The 21,238-nt window shown below is 38.7% G+C and carries 18 protein-coding genes; 4 read left to right on the forward strand and 14 right to left on the reverse strand.

Annotation, left to right across the window (positions count from 1 at the left end; genetic code table 11):
- The coding region (locus tag DK866_RS15245) for a hypothetical protein (RefSeq protein ID WP_162557019.1) at window positions 1-774 on the reverse strand (774 nt) is incomplete at its 3' end.
- A 369-nt stretch (window positions 775-1,143) separates the two neighbouring features.
- Window positions 1,144-4,086 carry a copper-exporting P-type ATPase CopA gene (gene copA / locus DK866_RS15250; RefSeq protein WP_109409589.1) on the reverse strand — a complete coding sequence of 981 codons (2,943 nt, stop codon included), beginning with the start codon at window positions 4,084-4,086 and terminating at the stop codon, window positions 1,144-1,146.
- A 134-nt stretch (window positions 4,087-4,220) separates the two neighbouring features.
- Between copA and cueR the strand changes: the two genes are divergently transcribed.
- Complete coding sequence (cueR, locus tag DK866_RS15255) at window positions 4,221-4,634, forward strand: Cu(I)-responsive transcriptional regulator (protein ID WP_109409590.1); 414 nt, start codon at window positions 4,221-4,223, stop codon at window positions 4,632-4,634.
- On the opposite strand, the gene DK866_RS15260 is transcribed toward cueR, so the two are convergent.
- From DK866_RS15260 to tesA, 5 genes are all read right to left on the reverse strand, one after another.
- Entirely contained in the window at window positions 4,588-5,076 is a 489-nt protein-coding gene (locus tag DK866_RS15260; protein WP_109409666.1) for an NfeD family protein, read from the reverse strand. The genes cueR and DK866_RS15260 overlap by 47 nt on opposite strands.
- Before the next feature lie 2 nt (window positions 5,077-5,078).
- Window positions 5,079-6,002, reverse strand: a complete 924-nt coding sequence (locus DK866_RS15265; protein WP_109409591.1) for an SPFH domain-containing protein — start codon at window positions 6,000-6,002, stop codon at window positions 5,079-5,081.
- A gap of 37 nt (window positions 6,003-6,039) precedes the next feature.
- The gene (locus DK866_RS15270; RefSeq protein ID WP_109409592.1) at window positions 6,040-6,897 is read right to left on the reverse strand and encodes a co-chaperone YbbN; all 858 of its coding nucleotides are present in this window, start codon (window positions 6,895-6,897) and stop codon (window positions 6,040-6,042) included.
- An 84-nt stretch (window positions 6,898-6,981) separates the two neighbouring features.
- Window positions 6,982-7,767: an SDR family oxidoreductase gene (locus tag DK866_RS15275; protein ID WP_109409593.1), complete on the reverse strand. Its 786-nt coding sequence runs from the start codon at window positions 7,765-7,767 to the stop codon at window positions 6,982-6,984.
- Between the two features lie 50 nt (window positions 7,768-7,817).
- On the reverse strand, window positions 7,818-8,447 hold the full coding sequence (gene tesA / locus DK866_RS15280) for a multifunctional acyl-CoA thioesterase I/protease I/lysophospholipase L1 (protein ID WP_109409594.1): 630 nt from the start codon (window positions 8,445-8,447) through the stop codon (window positions 7,818-7,820).
- On the opposite strand from tesA, the gene ybbA reads away from it, so the two are divergent.
- Both ybbA and ybbP read left to right on the forward strand, forming a co-directional pair.
- Window positions 8,418-9,104, forward strand: a complete 687-nt coding sequence (ybbA, locus tag DK866_RS15285) for a putative ABC transporter ATP-binding protein YbbA (RefSeq protein WP_109409595.1) — start codon at window positions 8,418-8,420, stop codon at window positions 9,102-9,104. The two genes, tesA and ybbA, sit on opposite strands and share 30 nt — an antisense overlap.
- Complete coding sequence (gene ybbP / locus DK866_RS15290) at window positions 9,101-11,542, forward strand: putative ABC transporter permease subunit YbbP (protein ID WP_109409596.1); 2,442 nt, start codon at window positions 9,101-9,103, stop codon at window positions 11,540-11,542. Before ybbA ends, ybbP begins: the two co-directional genes overlap by 4 nt.
- Window positions 11,543-11,628: 86 nt before the next feature.
- On the opposite strand, the gene DK866_RS15295 is transcribed toward ybbP, so the two are convergent.
- From DK866_RS15295 to ppiB, 7 genes are all read right to left on the reverse strand, one after another.
- The gene (locus tag DK866_RS15295) at window positions 11,629-13,791 is read right to left on the reverse strand and encodes an ornithine decarboxylase (protein ID WP_109409597.1); all 2,163 of its coding nucleotides are present in this window, start codon (window positions 13,789-13,791) and stop codon (window positions 11,629-11,631) included.
- A gap of 176 nt (window positions 13,792-13,967) precedes the next feature.
- The gene (locus tag DK866_RS15300; protein ID WP_109409598.1) at window positions 13,968-14,993 is read right to left on the reverse strand and encodes a mechanosensitive ion channel family protein; all 1,026 of its coding nucleotides are present in this window, start codon (window positions 14,991-14,993) and stop codon (window positions 13,968-13,970) included.
- 67 nt (window positions 14,994-15,060) lie between these two features.
- Window positions 15,061-16,320 carry an MFS transporter gene (locus DK866_RS15305; protein WP_109409599.1) on the reverse strand — a complete coding sequence of 420 codons (1,260 nt, stop codon included), beginning with the start codon at window positions 16,318-16,320 and terminating at the stop codon, window positions 15,061-15,063.
- 123 nt (window positions 16,321-16,443) lie between these two features.
- Window positions 16,444-17,511, reverse strand: coding sequence for a 5-(carboxyamino)imidazole ribonucleotide synthase (purK, locus tag DK866_RS15310; RefSeq protein ID WP_109409600.1), 1,068 nt, complete (start codon window positions 17,509-17,511; stop codon window positions 16,444-16,446).
- Window positions 17,508-18,029, reverse strand: a complete 522-nt coding sequence (gene purE, locus DK866_RS15315; RefSeq protein ID WP_109409601.1) for a 5-(carboxyamino)imidazole ribonucleotide mutase — start codon at window positions 18,027-18,029, stop codon at window positions 17,508-17,510. Before purE ends, purK begins: the two co-directional genes overlap by 4 nt.
- A gap of 134 nt (window positions 18,030-18,163) precedes the next feature.
- The gene (locus DK866_RS15320) at window positions 18,164-18,886 is read right to left on the reverse strand and encodes a UDP-2,3-diacylglucosamine diphosphatase (RefSeq protein WP_109409602.1); all 723 of its coding nucleotides are present in this window, start codon (window positions 18,884-18,886) and stop codon (window positions 18,164-18,166) included.
- Window positions 18,887-18,898: 12 nt separating this feature from the next.
- Window positions 18,899-19,393, reverse strand: a complete 495-nt coding sequence (gene ppiB / locus DK866_RS15325; RefSeq protein WP_036934689.1) for a peptidylprolyl isomerase B — start codon at window positions 19,391-19,393, stop codon at window positions 18,899-18,901.
- A 375-nt stretch (window positions 19,394-19,768) separates the two neighbouring features.
- On the opposite strand from ppiB, the gene cysS reads away from it, so the two are divergent.
- On the forward strand, window positions 19,769-21,160 hold the full coding sequence (gene cysS / locus DK866_RS15330) for a cysteine--tRNA ligase (protein WP_109409603.1): 1,392 nt from the start codon (window positions 19,769-19,771) through the stop codon (window positions 21,158-21,160).
- Window positions 21,161-21,238: the final 78 nt, after the last annotated feature.

The raw sequence follows: 21,238 nt of genomic DNA on the forward strand, positions 1-21,238 counted from the left end.
ATCAATACTTTTTTTATTGGTATCAATGTCTTTTTTATTAGCATCAATATTGTCTTCATTTGCTAATATTCTTTCTAAATTCATTGCGTGACCAGATTGATTAACTTTGCTCATCATTTTATTAAGCTTAATTTGATTATCAAACTTACTCAGTTCAACATTGTTCTTTTTGATTAACGTAATGATCTTTTTATTGAATTCATTTTCAATTGAAAATAAATCCCCTTGCTTTATTACATTGTTTTTTTCTCCATGAACAATATCATCGTATTGTTTAATGGTGAGGTTAGGTAATGTCGTTTGTGCAATCTGTATATCATCATTTGTATGTTCGGCTAGAAAGTGAAGAACGGCTTTTTTATTAAATGAAATATGTGGGGCATCGTTTGATCCTAGTAGATTACCTTCTATTTCATTATAAAAAAAAGAAGCAATCTTTGATCTTATCTCTATATCTTTCGGTGAAATAATTAAACTATCTTTTATTTTAACATTTTCTTTTGTAATGCTTTCTCCGAATGTTGTTTTTATATTCCCAATGTGTTTATTGAGCTTTTCTATTATCTCATCAGTTAATAATATTTTATTTTTTTCTAACTTAACATAGTGGTTACTTATTTTTTGATCAAAAGATGAGGGGGATGTGATTATCGTATCTGGTTCAATAGCGATAAATGGAGTTTCATCTGGTGTTATATAATATGTTTCATCTGAAAATACATGAGATGAATAAATTAAAGGTAAGATTATAATAATAGTCTTATTTAAATTCATTTTTAAATCCTTTTAAAAATATTATTTTTGTGTGAGATTGTTTATTTTATTTAAATAATGGTTTTCTACAATAACAAATAGAAGTTAACTGAAAATTTGTTCTTTTTTTAAAATTATAATTTAAGTTTATTGTGCCAATAAATTTTAATGAAAAACTTATAATATATTGCTATCCTAGCGTTAAGAGGGCGGAGTAATGACTCTCTTGTATAATGAGAAATTCCTCTTTGACTGGCCGATAGAAATATCGGCTTTTTTTTAACCTTTTGAAAATGTTAATAATGATTAATAGAAAACAAAAAATAAGATAATAAAAAACCCCTTTTACAGATAAGTAAAAGAGGTTTTAGGAAAATACTTTATTAAGTATTATTGTTTGGGTTTAAAACGCAATAAGCGGTTTGCGTTACTTACTACAGTGATTGAAGACAATGCCATTGCTGCGCCAGCAACAACAGGGTTTAATAACGTGCCTGTAAATGGGTATAAAATACCGGCTGCGATAGGAATACCTAAGCTGTTATAGATAAAGGCACCGAATAGATTCTGCTTCATATTACGTAGCGTACCCTTTGAGATCTCAACGGCATCAGCAACACCATGCAAACTATGACGCATTAACGTGATAGCGGCTGTTTCAATAGCGATATCACTACCACCACCCATTGCAATACCAACATCAGCTTTGGCTAATGCAGGGGCATCGTTAATACCATCTCCGATCATTGCAACACGACGTCCTTCAGCTTGAAGCTCAGTAATAGCTTGTGCTTTACCTTCTGGCATCACACCCGCAATAACCTGATCAATGCCTGCTTCTTTTGCAATTGCATTCGCTGTAATTGGGTTATCTCCCGTTAACATCACGAGTCGATAACCTTGATTATGTAAACGTTGTAACGCACTTACAGTATCTTCTCTAAGAGGATCGCGAATAGAAAGTAATGCCGCAATTTTGCCGTCTTGTGCTAATAAAACCGGAGTAACCCCTTTGGCTGCCTGAGAGTCAATTAGCGAATTAACTTCACTAATATCAACACCAGAGTCAACCATCAATTTTGGGTTACCTAAAAGTACTATTTTACCCTTAATTTCACCACTTAATCCCATACCTGCTAATGTACGAAACTTATTTACTTCGGGTAAATCAATGCCTTCAGCGCGTGTTAAAATTGCCTTAGCTAATGGATGATTAGAACCATTTTCCAGTGATGCTGCTAATGCAATTGCTTGAATTTCATCTACTTGATTGAAAGTATGAATTTCAGTGACTTGAGGCATACCTTCTGTCAATGTTCCTGTTTTATCAAAGACTAAAGTATCTAGCTTACTGGCTTGTTGTAGCGCATCCGCATCACGAACTAACACACCATATTCAGCCGCACGACCTACACCTGAAATAATGGACATTGGTGTCGCTAAGCCCAAGGCACAAGGGCAGGCGATGATAAGAACCGTTGTGATAATTACAAGTGCATAGGTAATTTGTGGCGAAGGACCAAAAAAATACCAAATAGCACCTGCAATTAAGGCAATAATGACAACAATAGGCACAAAAACACTTGAAATTTTATCCGCTAGCTGACCAATTTCTGGTTTACTACTTTGTGCTTGGCGAACTAATTTAATGATACGAGCCAGTGTTGTTTTACTTCCCACTGCCGCCGCTTTAAATAAAACTGAACCATCTTGAACTGTGGTTCCGGCATGAATAGTATCGCCCACTGTTTTTTGCTGTGGGATGGGTTCACCAGTCAACATGGCTTCATCCATCCACACTTCACCTTGGATAATTTCACCATCAACCGGCACTTTATCACCTGTTGCTAAACGTAATGTCATTCCTTGTTTAACATCAGCTAATGGCATTTCAACTTCACCATTTTCAGTGATAACCCTTGCTGTAGGCGGTGTTAAATCTAATAGGCGCTCTAGTGCTTTAGATGAACGCTGACGCGCTCTTTGCTCAAGCATATGACCTAGATTGATTAAACCAATAATCATCGCACTGGCTTCGTAATAGAGATGTCGAGCTTGAGCAGGGAACACTTCTGGCCATAAATTCACGGTAATGGAATAGAGCCATGCTGTTCCTGTTCCTAACGCAACGAGGGTATCCATTGTCGCACTGCGGTTTTTTAAACTTTGCCATGCACTACGATAGAAATGACCACCAGCAACAACCATAACAAACAATGTTGCAATACCAATACCTAACCAAATACTGTGGTTAGCTTCGGTTAACATCATATTGTCGCCGATCATTCCCCAAATCATGACAGGGATACCAACAACTAAGGCCAATGCAGCTTGCCAGCGAAAACGCTTCATATTAGCAACAGCGACTTCTTGCTGTCGCTCTCTACGTTTTACATCATCTTGAATAATTTCAGCGCCATAACCTGCTTTTTCAATGGCAGTCACTAGTGCATCATGATCAATTTCACCTGTCACTAATGCGCTACGTTCAGCAAGGTTTACACGTACATTCTCAACGCCATCAACGGATTGTAATGCTTTGTGAACCTTGTTTACGCAACTTGCACAAGTCATGCCATCAATTAAAAGCTGAACACTGCTGTCATCGTCAATGTCTATTTCTGAGCTATTTTCAATGTCTGCATTTTCAACTGGAATGTCACAAACAGCCGCTGACGATGCTTCCAGTTGTGCATGCGTTTGCGTCAGCGGCTCAGTTTTTGGGAAATCAGTACCTGCTAGTTGTGCTTCAAAACCAGCATCTTTAATAGCTGTTATTAATGTATCTGCGGTAGCTGATCCGATTACTTTTGCATGAGTTAATTCAACTTCAGCACTATCAACGCCTGTTGTCGCTTCAAGTGCTTTTTTGACTGAGCCGACACAATGTCCACAATTTAAGCCTGAAAGGGCTAAATTAATTGTGTTATCTGTGGGAGCTAAACTGGCTTGAAAACCTTCAGCCGTAATTGCTGCAATTAAGGTATCTGCAGTAGCATCGCCAAAAACTTCAGCAGACTCTTTTGTCACATTAACCGCAACTACACCTTCAACGGCTAATAATGCTTTTTCGGTTTTACCTACACACTTCATGCAGTTAAGGCCACTTAGGCTTAATTTTACATCAGGCTGTGTTGCAATTTTAGCTTCATAACCCGCGTCTTCAATCGTTTTGATTAAACTTTCAGCAGTTGCATCACTGTCAATTTTAGCGTATTGAATAGTCACATTTGACTGTTCTATATCATTGCGAGCATCAAGTGCTTTTTTTACACTGTTAACACAGTGGGAGCATGAAAGCCCTTGTAATGCGAGTAGCGTAGTTTTTGCCATGTTAGTTTATCTCCGAAATAAAAAGCGTTACCTCTATTATTGCGCAATATCCGGTAACTTGCTTTCTTTAAAGGTTTTTTCTTATCAGAGATAAAGGCTAAACCTTTCCGCAAGGGGAAGGTCAAGGGGGAATTTTGAATATTAGTGAAATCGCAAACAAAACAGGATTAACAGCTAAAGCCATTCGGTTTTATGAAGAAAAAGACTTGATCACACCCCCAGGAAGAGGTGAGAACGGCTATCGCTATTATCAGGCACAACATATTGAAGAATTAACATTATTGCGACAAGCGAGAGAGGTTGGTTTTAACCTAGAAGAGTGTCGTGCATTGTTAATGCTATTAAGAAATCCATCACGACATAGTGCTGATGTGAAAGAAGCGACGTTAAAAAAGGTGGCTGAAATTGAGAAGACTATTAACGAACTTAATGCAATTCGTCAACGCCTTCTCTTGTTAGCCAGCGAATGTCCTGGCGATGATGGTGCTGATTGCCCCATTATCAATCATTTGTCAGGGTGTTGCCACCATCAGAAGCAGTCGGTTTAAGTGGTATAACGTGTAAAGTAATGCCATCAATAGCAATGACTTCGACTTTATCACCCGCTTGTAATGGCGTGTCTGAATAAACACGCCAACTACCATCGGCTAGTTTTATGCGGCTAAACCCATTTTCTGTATCTGATGATAGAACAGCGTGAACACCAATCAGTTGATGACTTTTCTGATTTAAGTTCTCAGCTTCTTTTGATTGTTTTCTGCGTTTAAGCCAAAGGTGCCAAAGTACAGCACTAATAACTGTTAATATCGCAAATAACACACCTTGAGTAGGCCAGTTAATAGGTAGCATCCATGCGAGTAAAGAAACGCACAGTGCTGCCATTCCTGACCATAAAAGGTATCCTGCTGTTCCAAGCATTTCTGCAATTAACAGCAAGCCACCAAGACAAAGCCAGAAAAGTGCGGGGTGAGCACTAATCCATTCAATCATCATTAATTACTCTTGTTACCAGAGTCATTTTTTTTGGTATTAAGGAGCTCTGAAATACCACCGATTGCGCCCATTAAATTACTGGCTTCTAGTGGCATCATGACAACTTTACTGTTGTTGGCTGAGCCAATTTGTGCGAGTGCATCAGTATATTTTTGAGCAATAAAGTAATTAACAGCCTGCATATCCCCTTTAGCAATAGCTTCAGAGACCATTTGTGTTGCTTTAGCTTCAGCTTCTGCGGCACGTTCACGGGCTTCTGCTTGTAAGAATGCTGATTGACGCTCACCTTCAGCCTTCAGAATTTGTCCTTGTTTCTCACCTTCTGCTTTTAAAATAGCGGCTTGACGAATACCTTCAGCTTCAAGAATGTCGGCACGTTTAGTACGTTCAGCTTTCATCTGAGCATTCATTGCAGAAATCAATTCTTTTGGAGGGCGTACATCACGAATTTCAATACGGGTGATTTTGATACCCCAAGGGTTTGTTGCATCATCCACAATTAGTAAAAGACGGCTATTAATTTGGTCGCGTTGAGAAAGAATTTCATCAAGTTCCATTGAACCTAATACTGTACGGATATTCGTCAGTGTTAAGTTGATAATCGCAAGTTCAAGATTATTAACTTCATACGCAGCTTTTACTGGGTCAATTACTTGAATAAAGCAGACTGCATCGATGCTGACGTTGGCGTTATCACGAGAGATCACTTCTTGAGATGGAATATCAAGTACTTGTTCCATCATATTAATACGGCGACCAACACGATCGACAAAAGGAATAAGAATTTGAAGTCCTGGAGTGAGTGTTCGTGTGTAACGACCAAAACGTTCGACAGTCCACTGATAACCCTGTGGAACGGTTTTAACACCGCTTAAAACTAAAATAATAGCGAATAAGATGATAATACCAATGACTATTTCCATATATCTGTCCTAAGTCTGCTTTTATAAGAAAATAAAACTAATAAAGTAAAGAATACACCATACGGCGATATTTAGACGCTAAATTATCATTAGTGCCTAAGGCGGATAAAATATCCATCAGTGTTTTCTTAACTTGGCCATCACCTGCATTTAAGTCTTTTTTGATAAAGCTAAATAGCAATTCTAATGCTTCTTCATTGCGGGAGACTTCATGTAATTTTAGTGCAAGTTGAATAGCAATATCAGTATTTGCAGGTTGTTGACTAAAATCATTTTGTAATTGCTGAATTTCTGGGGTATCAGCCGCTTGTTTTTGTAATTCAATTTGTGACAGTAAGCTATGATAATAACTATCTTGATCTTGTAATGGGATAGTGATTAGCAGTGTTTGTGCTTCTTCATTTTTATTTAAAGAAATAAGAGCACCAGCTAAAGCTAGTGTAATTTCACTATTTTTAGGCGCGAGTTGATGTGCTTCTTTTAATAGAGGTAAAGCTTCATCCGCTTTTCCTTCAGAAAGAAGTTGCGCTGCTTGTGCTGCTTTTAGCTCTTCAGGTTTTGGCAATACATTGGCTAAAACTTGGCGGACTGCTTCTTCAGGTTGAGGACCTTGGAAACCATCGACAGGGCGACCTTCTTGTAAAATATAAACAGTTGGGATCGCACGTAGACCAAATTGTGAGGCGATCATTTGTTCTGCATCGCAATCCAATTTTGCCAAAATAAATTGATCGGCAAATTCGGCTGCCAGTTTATTCAATGTTGCACCAAGCTCTGCACAATGAGGGCTGTGTTCTGAATAGAAATACATCATGACGGGTTTGGTCATGGATTGTTCTATAACTTGTTGAATATTTGATTCATTTACATCAACAATATGTGCAGTTGCTAACATTAACTTGTCCCTTTTTGAGAGTTTTAAATATAGATGCGATTTATAACGCTATTTCATTAATAAGTAAGGGTGAAACCAAAAAAATCAAGCCTTGCCACTTTGGCGACTTAAAATTGCATCCATTAAGGTATCAGGTAGAAAACGCTTTAATATTCTGACAGCATAAGTTAATAGCGTTACGGGATAACGTATCTTAGGTTTTGGACTTTCTAAAGCGTGTACAAGCTTTTTCACGACATCTTCAGGTGTTAATGTGAAACGACTCGCAATCCCCGGATTTTTTACGGGTTTATCTTTCTCAGCTTGAGCAACATTTTCAGTGAAACAAGTTCGTATTGGGCCTGGCTCTATTAAACTCACTTTAACACCGGTATGTATTAATTCCATTCTTAAGGCATCAGACCATGCTTCTACGGCATATTTGCTAGCTGCGTAAGCGCCTCTGCCTGGTGTTGAGATAACGCCCATCACTGAACTGGTTTGAATAATTCGTCCTTCACCATGGGGCAACATAGCTGGTAATAGTAAGGTAGTTAATTGATGCAAACCAAAAAAATTTGTGGAAAATTGCTTTTCCATTTGTTGGCGACTAATCGCATCTAGTGGGCCGTATACACCAAAACCACCATTATTAAATAATCCATATAAACGACCATTTGTTAGATGAATAACCTCTAATGCCGCTTTTTCAACACTTTGCGAATCATCAAGATCAAGATAAATAGGCTCTAATCCTAGTGTTTCCATGCGTTTAAGATCTTCATCTTTACGGCAAGCGGCAAGGACTCGATAACCTCTTTTCTTAAGCGCTTTAGCTGCACAAAGCCCTATTCCACTAGAACTTCCTGTAATCAATACCGTTTTTTGCATAATTTTACAATTAATCTCGTTTAATCTACGTTAACTACTGTCAGAATAGTCTAACGTGTTAAGTAAGGGGATAATGTTTTATCCATCCATTGCACGATAAAAGGCTGAGCATCTTCATTGGGATGTATACTGTCGTTTTGCATCCACTCAGGCTTATCTGCGATTTGCTCCATATAAAAAGGAAGCAGAGGGATCGCATTATCTTCTGCAAGTTTAGGATAAATCGCTGAAAATGATTGTGTATAGCGTTTCCCGTAATTAGGTGAAATCATAATTTGCATAAAAAGTGGGGTTGCGCCCGACGCTTTAACTTGTGCAATGATGTTTTGTAGCGCGTCTTTTGTTTGTACAACAGGGTATCCCTGTAAGCCATCATTTGCACCTAATTCAATTAAAACCCAGCGTGGTTGATGCTGTTTTAATAAATCAGGAAGTCGATTTTGCCCCTGAAATGCAGTTTCACCACTAATGCTTGCATTAACAACATTAATTTCAGGGTAGGTTGTTTTCCATTTATCAGCAAGGCGCTGTGGCCATGCACTCTCAAGAGGAAGACGATAGCCTGCACTCAAGCTGTCACCAAAGATTAAAAAGGTATCAGCAGCAATCGCCTTAAAGCTAAACATCATCATAACGATAAGGAAAAATGTATGTCGACGGAAAAGGTTCTTGAAGTTCATCAGTTAACCAAACAAGTAGGACAAGGTGATAGTCAGATCTCTATATTGCAGGGTGTTGAGTTAGTTGTCGAGCCTGCACAAACAATTGCGTTAATTGGTGAGTCAGGATCGGGTAAATCGACGTTGTTAGGAATTATTGCCGGACTTGATGATGGAAGCGCTGGCAGTGTGAAATTAATGGGACAAGATCTCACAAAAATGAATGAAGAAGAGCGTGCTAAATTACGTGCTCAACATGTTGGTTTTGTTTTTCAATCATTTATGTTAATTCCGACATTGAATGCACTCGAAAATGTGCAGTTGCCCGCATTATTAAAAGGTGAGTCCGAAAAACACAGTTATGCTCGTGCGGTAGATTTACTTAAGCTGTTAGGATTAGGGGAACGCTTGCACCATATGCCAGCACAGCTTTCGGGTGGTGAACAACAACGTGTGGCATTGGCTAGAGCGTTTTGTACTCAGCCTGCTATTCTTTTTGCTGATGAACCAACAGGAAATTTGGATCGTAAAACTGGAGATAAAATTGCTGATTTGCTGTTTTCTCTCAATCGAGATTATGCAACAACATTGATTTTAGTTACTCATGACAATGAGCTTGCTGCTCGTTGTCAGCGGCGTTTACGATTAGTTGATGGACAACTTAAGGAGGAGTCATGATTTGGCGTTGGTTTTGGCGTGAATGGCGTTCTCCTGCATTATTAATTGTTTGGCTTTCTTTAGCACTTGCGGTCGCCTGTATGCTCGCTTTAGGGCGTATAGGTGATCGTATTGATAAAAGTATTTATGCCCAAAGTCGAGATTTAATTGCGGGCGATTTAGTGCTACGAGCATCTTATCCCGTCGATGAAAACTGGCTTGTTGAGGCGAAAAAAATGGGGTTAACTCTCAGTCGCCAAATGCAATTTACTACAATGTCTTATGCTCCAGAAGGAGATACACCACAGCTTGCATTAGTTAAAGCAGCTGATAATTTGTATCCACTTTATGGTGAATTAGAAACAGAGCCAGCGGGTTTGAAACCAGAAAAAGGAACTGCGCTTGTTGATGCCAGATTACTGGAACTATTGGATATAAAAGCCGGTGATAAAATTGATGTCGGTGACGCTACATTTACAATCAGTGGCGTATTAATTCAAGAGCCTGATAGCGGATTCAACCCTTTCCAAATAGCGCCACGTATTTTAATTAATCTTGATGATGTCGAATCAACAGGTGCAGTACAACCCGGTAGTCGCCTAACTTATCGCTATATGTTAGCGGGTAATGAGTCCGTAATTGATAGTTATCAACAACGCTTTGATCCTTTATTAAAACCCGATCAACGTTGGAATAGTTTAAAACAAGACAGTGGTGCGCTTTCACAATCGATGGAAAGGGCAAAAAACTTTCTTTTACTCTCAGCTCTATTAACGTTACTACTCGCAATATCGGCAGTAGCGGTTTCAATGGCACACTATTGCCGCAGTCGTCATACCTTAATTGCAGTACTAAAAACTTTAGGTGCAGATAAACGCGCATTGCGAAAATGGATAGTAGGGCAATGGGGCGTTATTCTTATCGGAGCCGTCATTGTTGGCTCATTGGCAGGGCTTCTCTTTGAAAGTATTCTGTTACAAATTTTAGCCCCTGTTTTACCTAAAAGTTTGCCTGAAGCGAGTTTTTTACCGTGGTTTTGGTCAGTAGGCTCTTTATTGTTAATCGCCTTATTAACAGGGTTAAGGCCTTACTATCAGTTAATGGCAACTCAACCTTCTCGTGTATTAAGAAGTGATACCACAGCACCTATCTGGCCTCTGCGTTACTATTTACCACTCGTAGCGTTAATTGTTATTGGTACTTTAACGCTTTTTGCTGGAACAGGGGTTTTATTGTGGTCAATTCTATTTGGTATCGTTGTTATCGCCTTTTTACTGGGGATTATTGGTTGGCTTGGGTTGTGGGTATTAAAGCAGTTTAAATTTCGCCAGCTCAGTGCTCGGTTGGCAGTAACTCGCTTGTTGCGACAGCCTTTTCAAACCATGACTCAACTGGCTGCTTTTGCACTTTCATTTATGTTGTTAACGCTATTGGTGTTGATCCAAGGTGATTTATTAGATAAATGGCAAAAACAGTTGCCAGAAGATAGCCCTAATTATTTTCTGATTAATATGTCCGCACCTCAAGTTCAAGAAGTTAACACCTTATTGGCACAATATAACGTCGAACCTACAGACGCCTATCCTGTAGTATTAGCGCGCTTAACGCAGATTAATGAGAATAATGCCAAAGAGTGGGCTGATAAACATGATGCGGGTAATAATACCGTTCGCCGAGAACTTAATCTAACGTGGCATAGCGAATTGCCAAAAGATAACGTGATTGTAGAAGGAACATGGCCACCTGTGGGTAATGGTGTTTCTCTTGATCAAGGTGTTGCCAAACAACTTGAGATTAAACTGGGCGATGAATTAACTTTTGTGGGAGATACTCGAGAGTTTAAGTCAGTAGTGACGAGTATTCGCCATGTCGATTGGGAAAATATGCGCCCTAACTTCTTCTTTATTTTTTCTGAAGAAGGATTAAATAATCAACCAGAAAAATGGATGAGTAGTTTTTATTATAATGGAGATGGTGCGTTAATTACGGCGCTTAATCGGCAATTCCCAACCGTAAGTGTGTTAGATACAGGCGCATTAATTCAGCAAGTGCAACAAATCTTACAGCAAGTCAGTCGCGCATTAGAGATTATGGTTGGGTTGGTGATGATTTGTGGTGCATTATTATTAATTGCTCAAATTCAGGTAGGAATGACACAACGACGCATTGAGCTGGTGGTTTATCGCACACTGGGTGCGGGTAAATCATTATTACGACGCACTCTTTGGGCGGAGTTTGCTTTATTAGGCTTAATGGCTGGTTTAGCCGCAGCCATTGGCGCTGAGATGGCATTAGGTCTATTGCAGAAATTTGTATTTAATTTTTCTTGGCAGCCTCAATGGGGAATGTGGCTTACTGTGCCTATTATCGCGGCACTTCTATTGTCTCTGTGCGGTAGTATTTTAGGTGTAAGGCTGTTGCAAGATAAAGGGCAATACCGCCGTATCCAAGGTGAGTAGTGAAAAGAAACAAGAGCTATAAATAAAGTTAAATAAAAATGCTGATGCCATCAAACATCAGCATTTTTTTATGGAAAAATAAAGCATTATTCTTTTATAACATAAGCATAAATACGCTTACTACCATCATCTTCATTATAAATATAAACACCCTGAAGTTCCGTTGAAAAACCCGGAAGCTGGTTAATGGTTACTTCAAGGGCTTGAAAATAACGCAACACCGCACCTCCCCAAATTTCACCAGGAACTGTACATAAAACACCCGGCGGATAAGGTAAAGCGCCTTCTGCAGCAATTCTGCCGTCTAATTGACTTAAAGGTAAAAACTCTACATTGCCACGTACAAATTCAATATTAGCTTGTTGAGGGGGTAGCGCTCGCTTAGGAAAATGATTTTTTCTAAACATCTGTTTTTGCAGTAACTTGATATTGTATTTGATACAAATATCATGCATTTCCTGACAGAGTTGACGCAAGGTATAACCTTGATAACGAGATGGATAACGACGACAAACAGAAGGTAATACCTGTTCTAATGGGGAGTCATCAATTAGCCGTTTTTCAAATCCCATAATTAATGAAATTAAGCGCTCAAATTTATCATTATGCTCTGCGGGGGTGAGTAAAAATAAAATAGAATTTAAATCACTTTTTTCAGGAATAACGCCATGTTCCCGCAAATAGTTTGCCAAAATAGATGCTGGCACACCAAAGGATTCATATTCTCCAGTATGAGGATCGATCCCCGGCGTTGTAAGCATTAATTTGCAAGGATCAACAAAGTATTGATTGGTGGCATAACCTTCAAATGAGTGCCAATTATCATTAGGAACAAAGTTGAAAAAGCGTTGATCGTGAGCGATTTCATCTGTGTCGTGATCTTGCCAAGCAATACCATCAATAACTTCAGGAATAAATGGCTTAATAAACTGGCACTGTCTAAGTAAGGATTTACGAGCCTCAACACCTTGCTTAACACAATTCATCCACATAGCTTCACCGCTTTTGCCCGAATGCATCTTTGCATTGACATCTAGAGCTGCAAAAAGAGGGTAAAAAGGGCTGGTGGATGCATGCATCATAAAAGCATTATTCATACGCTTATGATTAACATATCGAGATTGTCCTTTGATATGCGCATCTTTTTTATGGATCTGGGAGGTTTGTGAGAAGCCTGCTAGTTGCTTATGGACAGATTGAGTGACGAGAATACCAGGATCGTTTTCATTGAGCGTTAGTAACAAAGGCGAACACTGTTTCATCATTGGGATAAATTGTTCATAACCGACCCAAGCAGAATCAAATAAAATGTAATCACAAAGATGACCAATTTTATCAACAACTTGTCTGGCATTGTAAATAGTACCGTCATAAGTGCCTAGTTGAATAACGGCCAAACGAAAAGGACGCTTATCGAATTGGCGTTCAGGTGTAATCTCTGCAATTTGTTGGCGTAAATAGCTTTCTTCAAAGCAATGTGCATCAATACCACCGATAAAACCAAAAGGGTTGCGAGCTGTTTCTAAATAAATAGGCGTTGCACCCGCTTGAATAAGTGCGCCATGGTGATTAGATTTATGATTATTTCTATCAAATAACACTAAATCATTTGGTGCCAATAATGCATTTAAGGCAACTTTATTGGAAGAGGAAGTTCCATTTAAAACAAAATAGGTTTTATCTGCATTAAATACTTGTGCTGCATAGGCTTGTGCATCGTAAGGTGCACCTTCATGAATAAGTAAATCCCCCATTTCCACATCAGCATTACAGAGATCAGAGCGAAATAGATTTTCACCAAAATATTGATAAAATTGCTCACCGGCAGGATGGCGTCGGAAAAATTCGCCCCCTTGATGCCCTGGGCAATCAAAAGCAACATTTTTTTCAGCAACATAATTAACTAAGCGTGAGAAAAACAGGGTAGTTAGATTTTCTTCATATTGATGAGCTGCTTTATTGATCAAAATACTATTCTTTTGATGTGCGCTTTCATCTGTAATGACAACACCCGAAACTTGATTAAGTAAGTCAGCACCAATGGTATCGTTAAGATCAACAGCAATAAAGACAGGTAATTCAAAGCCTGTTTGTTGAATACGTGCTAACTCACCTGACTCAATATCTGGCAATGACAATATCACCGCTGATACTTGTGTTAAATTAGCATCAACAATATCAATAATAGGGCGTTCACACGAAAAATAGTGTGAAAGCGAGGGGCGACACGCCAACTTCATTTTTTTCATTACACTCGTGTTTAATCAATCGGAGAATTGGCGAACAATATACTTGGTTGTGAATATGATTGAAATAAATTAAAGCAATAAGATTGATAATTTTATGCATAATAAATGCATAACTTACCGTTATTGGTGATTGGTAAATGGATAAGTTTATAAGAGGCTAAACTTATCCATTTCAATTATTGTGGGATAGAAGACGATTTTTCGATATAAATTGTTTGAGATGGAAATGCAAAATCAGCGCCATGTTTATGCACAATCTCAATCATCTTCAAATAAACTTCCTGCTGAGCTTCAAGCCACTGCGCCCAGACAGTTGTTTTGGTAAAACAATACACCATGATATTGAGTGAAGAGTCTGCAAATTGATTAAAATAGACTAACAAGGTTTGTTGCGTATCAATTTTGTCATTTTGCATTAGCATGGTGCGGATATCTTCAACAATCACACCAATTTTATCTGAATCTTCGTAACGTAAACCGAGTTCAGTTTCAATACGTCGATTAGTCATTCGGCCCGGATTTTCCACACTAATAGAGGAAAAAATTGAGTTAGGAATATAAAGTGGTCGATGATCGAAAGTAATAATTTTAGTAATACGCCAACCAATTTCTACTACCGTACCTTCAATATTACGATCAGGTGAGCGCACCCAGTCACCAATATTAAAAGGGCGATCGAAATAGAGCATAACACCAGAAAAAAGGTTACTGAGTACATCTTTGCTTGCCATACCAATGGCAATACCACCTAACCCGCCAAAAGTCATTAAGCCAGATAAGCTCATACCAAAATGCTCACCAAACAATAAGATGATGATGACAAAAAGGGTAATTTTAAATATCCGAGAAATAATGCGGGCAGAAGTAGGATCACTACCTTTTCTAATTTGTGATTGCTCTAATCTATTAATAAGTAAGAAAAATTTACGCATTAAAACTAAGGCGATGCCAACGTAAGTAAAGAAATTAATCATCCTAAAAGAGATAAAATGGAGATTAAAATCAACAACAGCCATTTCACAGTATTGGCTTAAGATAATTACTAAACTACAAAGGAAGATGGCTTGGCTAATATGAATAATAATATTTCTACGACGTTTTTTCTTTTTGTCATGAAAAAGAGAGACGGCGACAAAACCAATAAAACAGGCTAAAGCAATGCCTACACCTATTGAGTATTTTATTATTAATGCATCATTCATCAGCTTAACATCTCCTTAGAAAATGCGTTTGTATAATACGTGAGCTATTACCATGTTTATTTAATCGTTATTTTTTCTGTTCACTAGCATGCTGAAATTTAGGGTAAGTCGGTGGTTTCATAAAGAGTGTTACCGCAAGGATCAATAGCACTGGTACAGTTAAAATTAAGAATGCAGGCGTGAAACTCCCTGAGATGTCTTTTATTGCACCCGCAAAGAACGGCGCTAAACAAGCAAGCGTCGAAATTAAATTCATGACTGAAAAGAGTTCAAGATAAGGAGAGCGACCAAAGTAGTTAGCCAGTAATATACTCGATGCTAAAAAGGTCATGCCATAACCGATACCGACACAAACTGTAAACAGGATCAGGTAAACCCAAGAGTTTGCCATGCTGAGTGCTAACAGCCCAATAATGATAATACTTAAACTAGCAATAAGTAATTTTTTAGGTTCTAGCCATTCACCAATCGCGCCACCGGCTAAGCGTGAGAAAGCGTTGATAAATGCCATGCTACTTAATAAGGTCGCGGCAATGGTTTCGCCAAAGCCATTTTCAATAATATGAGCAACAGCAAAGCTATTAACGGTAATACCGCACCATAAAAAAGCAGTATAAGTGGCAGCGATTACATAAAATTGCCATGTTCTCAAAGCATGGCGTGCCGTCCAAATTTCTTTAGTTTGATAGATACGTTTTGTGCTTTGGAGTTGACTAATTCTTTTGGCATGCTCTTGTTCTTTACTTCCTTCACGTAAAAAGAGAATAGTGAAAAGAGTAACAATGGTAAGTGTGATCGCTGAAATAAGCCAATGCATACGCCATGTATGCCATAAATGCGTGGCTAAAAAGTAGATCCAAGGCCCCGCCACACCACCTAATCCGCCAATAGTGAAATAAACACCGAAGGCAAAAGATTGTTTTTCAAATAAACGAGAAATTACGTAAGTTCCGGGTACTGTTGCAAGTAAGGTAAAACCAATACCTAATAGTGCAGTACCAAGGAAATATCGTGCAATGGTGTAGGTTTCATAAAGAAAATAAAAACCGCTGACGAAAATCATTAGTCCAATAAGAAGGGTAAAGCGAACACTTAATTTACGAATAAGTAAGGTGGGTAAAAAGCTAGCAAGACCACAGGTTAATCCTAATAACGTAAAACCAAGGCCCGCTTGAGTCCAATTCCACTCTAGCTCATTTATCATGCTAGGAAGAACAACACCCAAAGATGTAAATGTGGTAGCGGTAGCTAAAAAATAGACCAAACCCAGTAATATCAGCATACTCCACTGATAAATGGGCCCAAAACTCTGTTGTGTGGCTTGCATCCTGACTCCATCAAACGGGTGCAGTAACCTGAATAATCAGGAGAAAATAGCGAATAACAGACCTCTTTAATCAAGGTCTGTTCGTTTAAAGGCTATTATTCTCTAACTTTATGAGTCGGACTGCTAGCTTAATTTTTCTAAAGCCCATTGGATGGGTTTTTGATAGGCATCATCAAGCATAAGACTCAATGATTTAAGTGTCTCTTTCAGCGGTTGGTTATCACGATGAACAAGATTTAGATGACCCACTTTACGCACGGGGCGAACTTCTTTTTCATACCAATGTAAATGCACTAAAGGCAATGAAAGCCATTGAGGATTTATATCAGTACCAATCAAATTAACCATCACCGCAGGTTGGCAAACTTCAGGTTTTGGCATTGGCAAACCTAAGATTGCACGTAAATGTAACTCAAATTGGCTAATTGAGGCACCATTTTGTGTCCAGTGCCCACTGTTATGAACTCGGGGTGCTAATTCGTTGATAAGTAATTTATCACCGACAATAAAACACTCCATCGCCATTACACCGACATAATTGAGTTTATCAAGGATAGATGTCAGCATTTTTTCTGCTGATTGTTGTAATTCTGGGGTTGGTGTTGGTAATGCAACACTCATACGCAAAATGCCATCTTGATGAAGGTTATGTGTTAAAGGATAAAATACACAATGACCGTTTTTATCTCTGGCTCCAACTAAGGACACTTCACCAGAAAACGGAATACCTTGCTCTACAATGCATTCACCATAAATTTCAGTGGGTAATTGCTGCTCTTCACCAGGGTGAATTCGCCATTGTCCGCGACCGTCATAACCACCAACACGACGTTTCACGATAATAAAATTACCTAACTGAGCAAAAATATCAGGCCATTGTGCTGGAGATGTTAAGGCTTGCCAAGGTGCGGTTGCTAGGCTTAGTTCATCAAGAAGTTGTTTTTGAGGCAATCTATCTGCAAGTAAAGGGAAAATATCACGGTTAACAAAGTTAGTATGACGTTCTAACTCCTTTGTTAAAGCGGTTTCTGGCCAACGTTCAATTTCTGCAGTAATAATGCTCTTTTGATAGGGAACTGCTTCAGGTTCTGCATCTAATCCTACAGGGTAAACAGCAATGCCTAAAGGTTCACCCGCTTGTCTTAGCATTCTACCTAATTGGCCATTTCCAAGGACACAAACCGGTTTCATAGTACCTCTCTTGGATCTGGGTTATTTAATACATCGTCGGTTTGCGCTGTGCGCCATGCAGTCAGTGCATCTAAAATAGCAGGAGAATGTAACGCCAAAACTTGAGCTGCTAATAAAGCCGCATTGGCAGCACCTGCTTTACCAATCGCTAAGGTTCCTACTGGAATACCTTTTGGCATTTGTACGATTGAATAGAGGCTATCAACACCGCTTAATGCCGCACTTTGAACGGGAACACCGAATACAGGTACTAATGTTTTAGCTGCAAGCATTCCTGGTAAATGAGCTGCTCCTCCAGCACCAGCAATAATGACATCAAAGCCATTACTTTTTACTTTTTCAGCAAAACTAAATAACTTATCAGGGGTACGGTGCGCAGAGACAATCTCAACATGGTAAGGAATGTGTAGTGTATCTAATACATCAGCGGCATGAGACATGGTTGCCCAGTCACTTTTAGATCCCATTACAATGGCGATACGAGGAATAGCGGTATTTAGACCAACGTGAGAAGACATTACTTAACTGCTCCTGTAAGTATAAACGGATATAGCCTAATAAATTGAGAATGATAGTATCACGCTAACACGCCAAGGAAAACGTTTGCGTAAAGAAAAAAAAGGCTTTTTATAGAGAAAATAAGTGAAGCAACTTAAAAGGGAAAATGGATCAGTTCTATTTTTTCAGCGGTGACTTTAAACATAGAACCTTCGGTATGCCAAGCGCCTAATACACCACGGTAATGTGTTTTATTATCAATGTTGACGGTATGAATTGCCGGACGATGCGTATGGCCGTGGATCATCCATTCTGTATTGAAATGTTTAAAAGTATCAATCACAGCCTGAGGGTTAACATCCATAATGGCATCTGATTTGTACTGATTTTCGTGCTGGCTACGTGATCGCATTTTGTCAGCGATACGCAGTCTAATAAATAGAGGAAGTAATAAGAATAGGCGCTGGATAAATTTATTATGCACTTTTTTACGGTAACGTTGATACGATTCATCATCCGTACAAAGTGTATCACCATGCAAAATTAGGATGCGATGTTTCTCTATTTCGAGCACTTTTTCTTGAGGAAGTAGAGTGATACCACTCTCTTTTGCAAAACGAGAGCCAATTAAAAAATCACGATTTCCATGAATAAAATAACAGGGAATACCCGCATTTTTTAGTGTCATTAGTGCTTGAGCAATTTGTTGATGTAATGGATTAGGATCATCGTCACCTATCCAAAAATCAAAAAAATCGCCTAAGATATAGAGCGCTTTAGCATGAATGGCTTGCTCTTTTAGAAAGCGAAGAAAACCGGCAGTGATTGCCGGTTCATGTTCACTTAAATGCAGGTCTGCAATAAAAAGCGTACACATAAAGAGTAATGCTTATTCGCTAACCGTTACACTTTTAATGATGATATCTTCACGAGGAACATCTTGGTGGAAACCGCTACGACCTGTGGAAACAGCTTTAATTTTATCAACAACATCCATGCCTTCAACAACTTCAGCGAAGACACAATATCCCCAACCATTTGCGTTTTCAGCACGGAAGTTTAAGAAATCGTTATCTGCAACGTTGATAAAGAATTGTGCAGTCGCGGAATGTGGATCGTTAGTACGAGCCATTGCTAATGTACCACGATTATTTGCAAGTCCATTGTTTGCTTCGTTTCTAACAGGTGCTTTGGTTGCTTTTTGGTTCATACCAGGTTCAAAACCACCACCTTGGATCATAAAGCCATTGATGACACGGTGGAAAATAGTGTTATCGTAGAATCCTTCTTTACAGTAGTCTAAAAAATTTTCTACGGTTGCAGGCGCTTTGTCTGCAAATGTATTAATCACGATATCGCCGTAATTGGTATGAAAAGTAACCATATTCAGATCCTAATATAATTTTAGCTTTACCCAGATTTGGGCATAAACAATAGTCCCGTTTTTTATATCACAGTTGCCTTATTTAGTCAGTATTCATCTTTTTTTTGCGCGGTTTTTCTAATTAAACGGGCATATAAAATAGGGAAAAAACACTTTTCGCCAAAATTTAGCTTAATAACATAAGTTTGATTGTTCACTATCAACGATTGAACAGTGAAAATAAGGGCTAAGCAGAGTAATATAAGAGCGTAGATCTTGAGTTTGCTTTGTTTCCAAGATCCAATATCCTAATTAATATCGTGCTATAGTAGTCGTTATTTTCTTTTATATAAAAACGTAATAAACACGTACAGTTGAAAACGGGAACGTCCACCGATGCTAAAGATTTTTAATACTCTCACTCGCCAAAAAGAAGAATTTAAACCTATCCATGCAGGGAAAATAGGTATGTACGTGTGTGGCATCACTATTTATGACCTGTGCCATATTGGTCATGGACGTACATTTGTGGCTTTTGATGCCATAACCCGTTATCTGCGTTATTTAGGCTATGACGTTAATTATGTGCGTAACGTAACGGATGTGGATGATAAAATCATCAAACGTGCGATCGAGAACAATGAGACGTGTGAGCAATTAACAACTCGCATGTTAGCTGAAATGCATAAAGATTTTGATGCATTAAATATTGCTCGCCCTGATTCAGAGCCTCGTGCGACACATCATATTGCTGAAATCATTGAATTAACAGAAGCGTTAATCAAACGTGACCATGCTTATGTTGCTGAAAACGGTGACGTTATGTTTGCGATTGATACCGATCCTGATTATGGATTGCTTTCTCGTCAAGATTTAGAACAACTGCAAGCAGGTGCTCGTGTTGAAGTAGCTAATGTGAAACGTAATCCTATGGACTTCGTTTTATGGAAAATGTCTAAGCCGGGTGAGCCAAGCTGGGAGTCTCCATGGGGAGCCGGTCGTCCTGGTTGGCATATTGAATGTTCTGCAATGAACGGTAAAGAGTTAGGACACCATTTTGATATTCATGGTGGTGGTTCAGATTTAATGTTCCCACACCATGAAAATGAAATTGCTCAATCAACCTGTGCTCATGATGGCCCGTATGTAAATTACTGGATGCATTCAGGTATGGTGATGGTAGACAAAGAAAAAATGTCTAAGTCACTTAATAACTTTTTCACCATTCGTGATGTATTAGCTTATTACGATGCTGAAACGGTGCGTTATTTCTTATTATCCGGTCATTATCGTAGCCAGCTTAACTACACAGAAGAAAATCTAAAACAAGCACGTACCGCTTTAGAGCGTCTCTATACGTCATTACGTGGTACTGATGCTAATGCACAACCTATTGGTGGTGAAGCGTTTGAAGCACTGTTTATAGAAGCAATGAATGATGACTTCAATACACCAGAAGCGTATTCAGTATTATTTGATTTAGCACGAGAAGTAAATCGCTTAAAAAGCGTGGATATGAATAAAGCTAATGGTTTAGCTGCGGTGTTACGCAAATTAGCTAAAGTATTAGGTCTGTTAGAGCAAGATCCGGAAGCCTTTTTACAAAGTAGTGCTAAAGCAGACGATGCTGGTGAAGTTGAAAAAATTGAAACTTTAATTCAACAACGTAACGATGCACGTAAAAATAAAGATTGGGCTGCAGCTGATGTCGCGCGTGATGCATTAACTGCGATGGGAATTGTGTTAGAAGATGGCCCTCAAGGTACAACTTGGCGCCGTAATAATTAATATAATTAACGAGTCATTACACTTAATACGTGTTTCTAAAAAATATCGGATATTTATTATCCGATATTTTTTTGCTAT

The organism is Proteus genomosp. 4 str. ATCC 51469 (assembly GCF_003144375.1).
In the GTDB taxonomy this organism is placed as follows: domain Bacteria; phylum Pseudomonadota; class Gammaproteobacteria; order Enterobacterales; family Enterobacteriaceae; genus Proteus.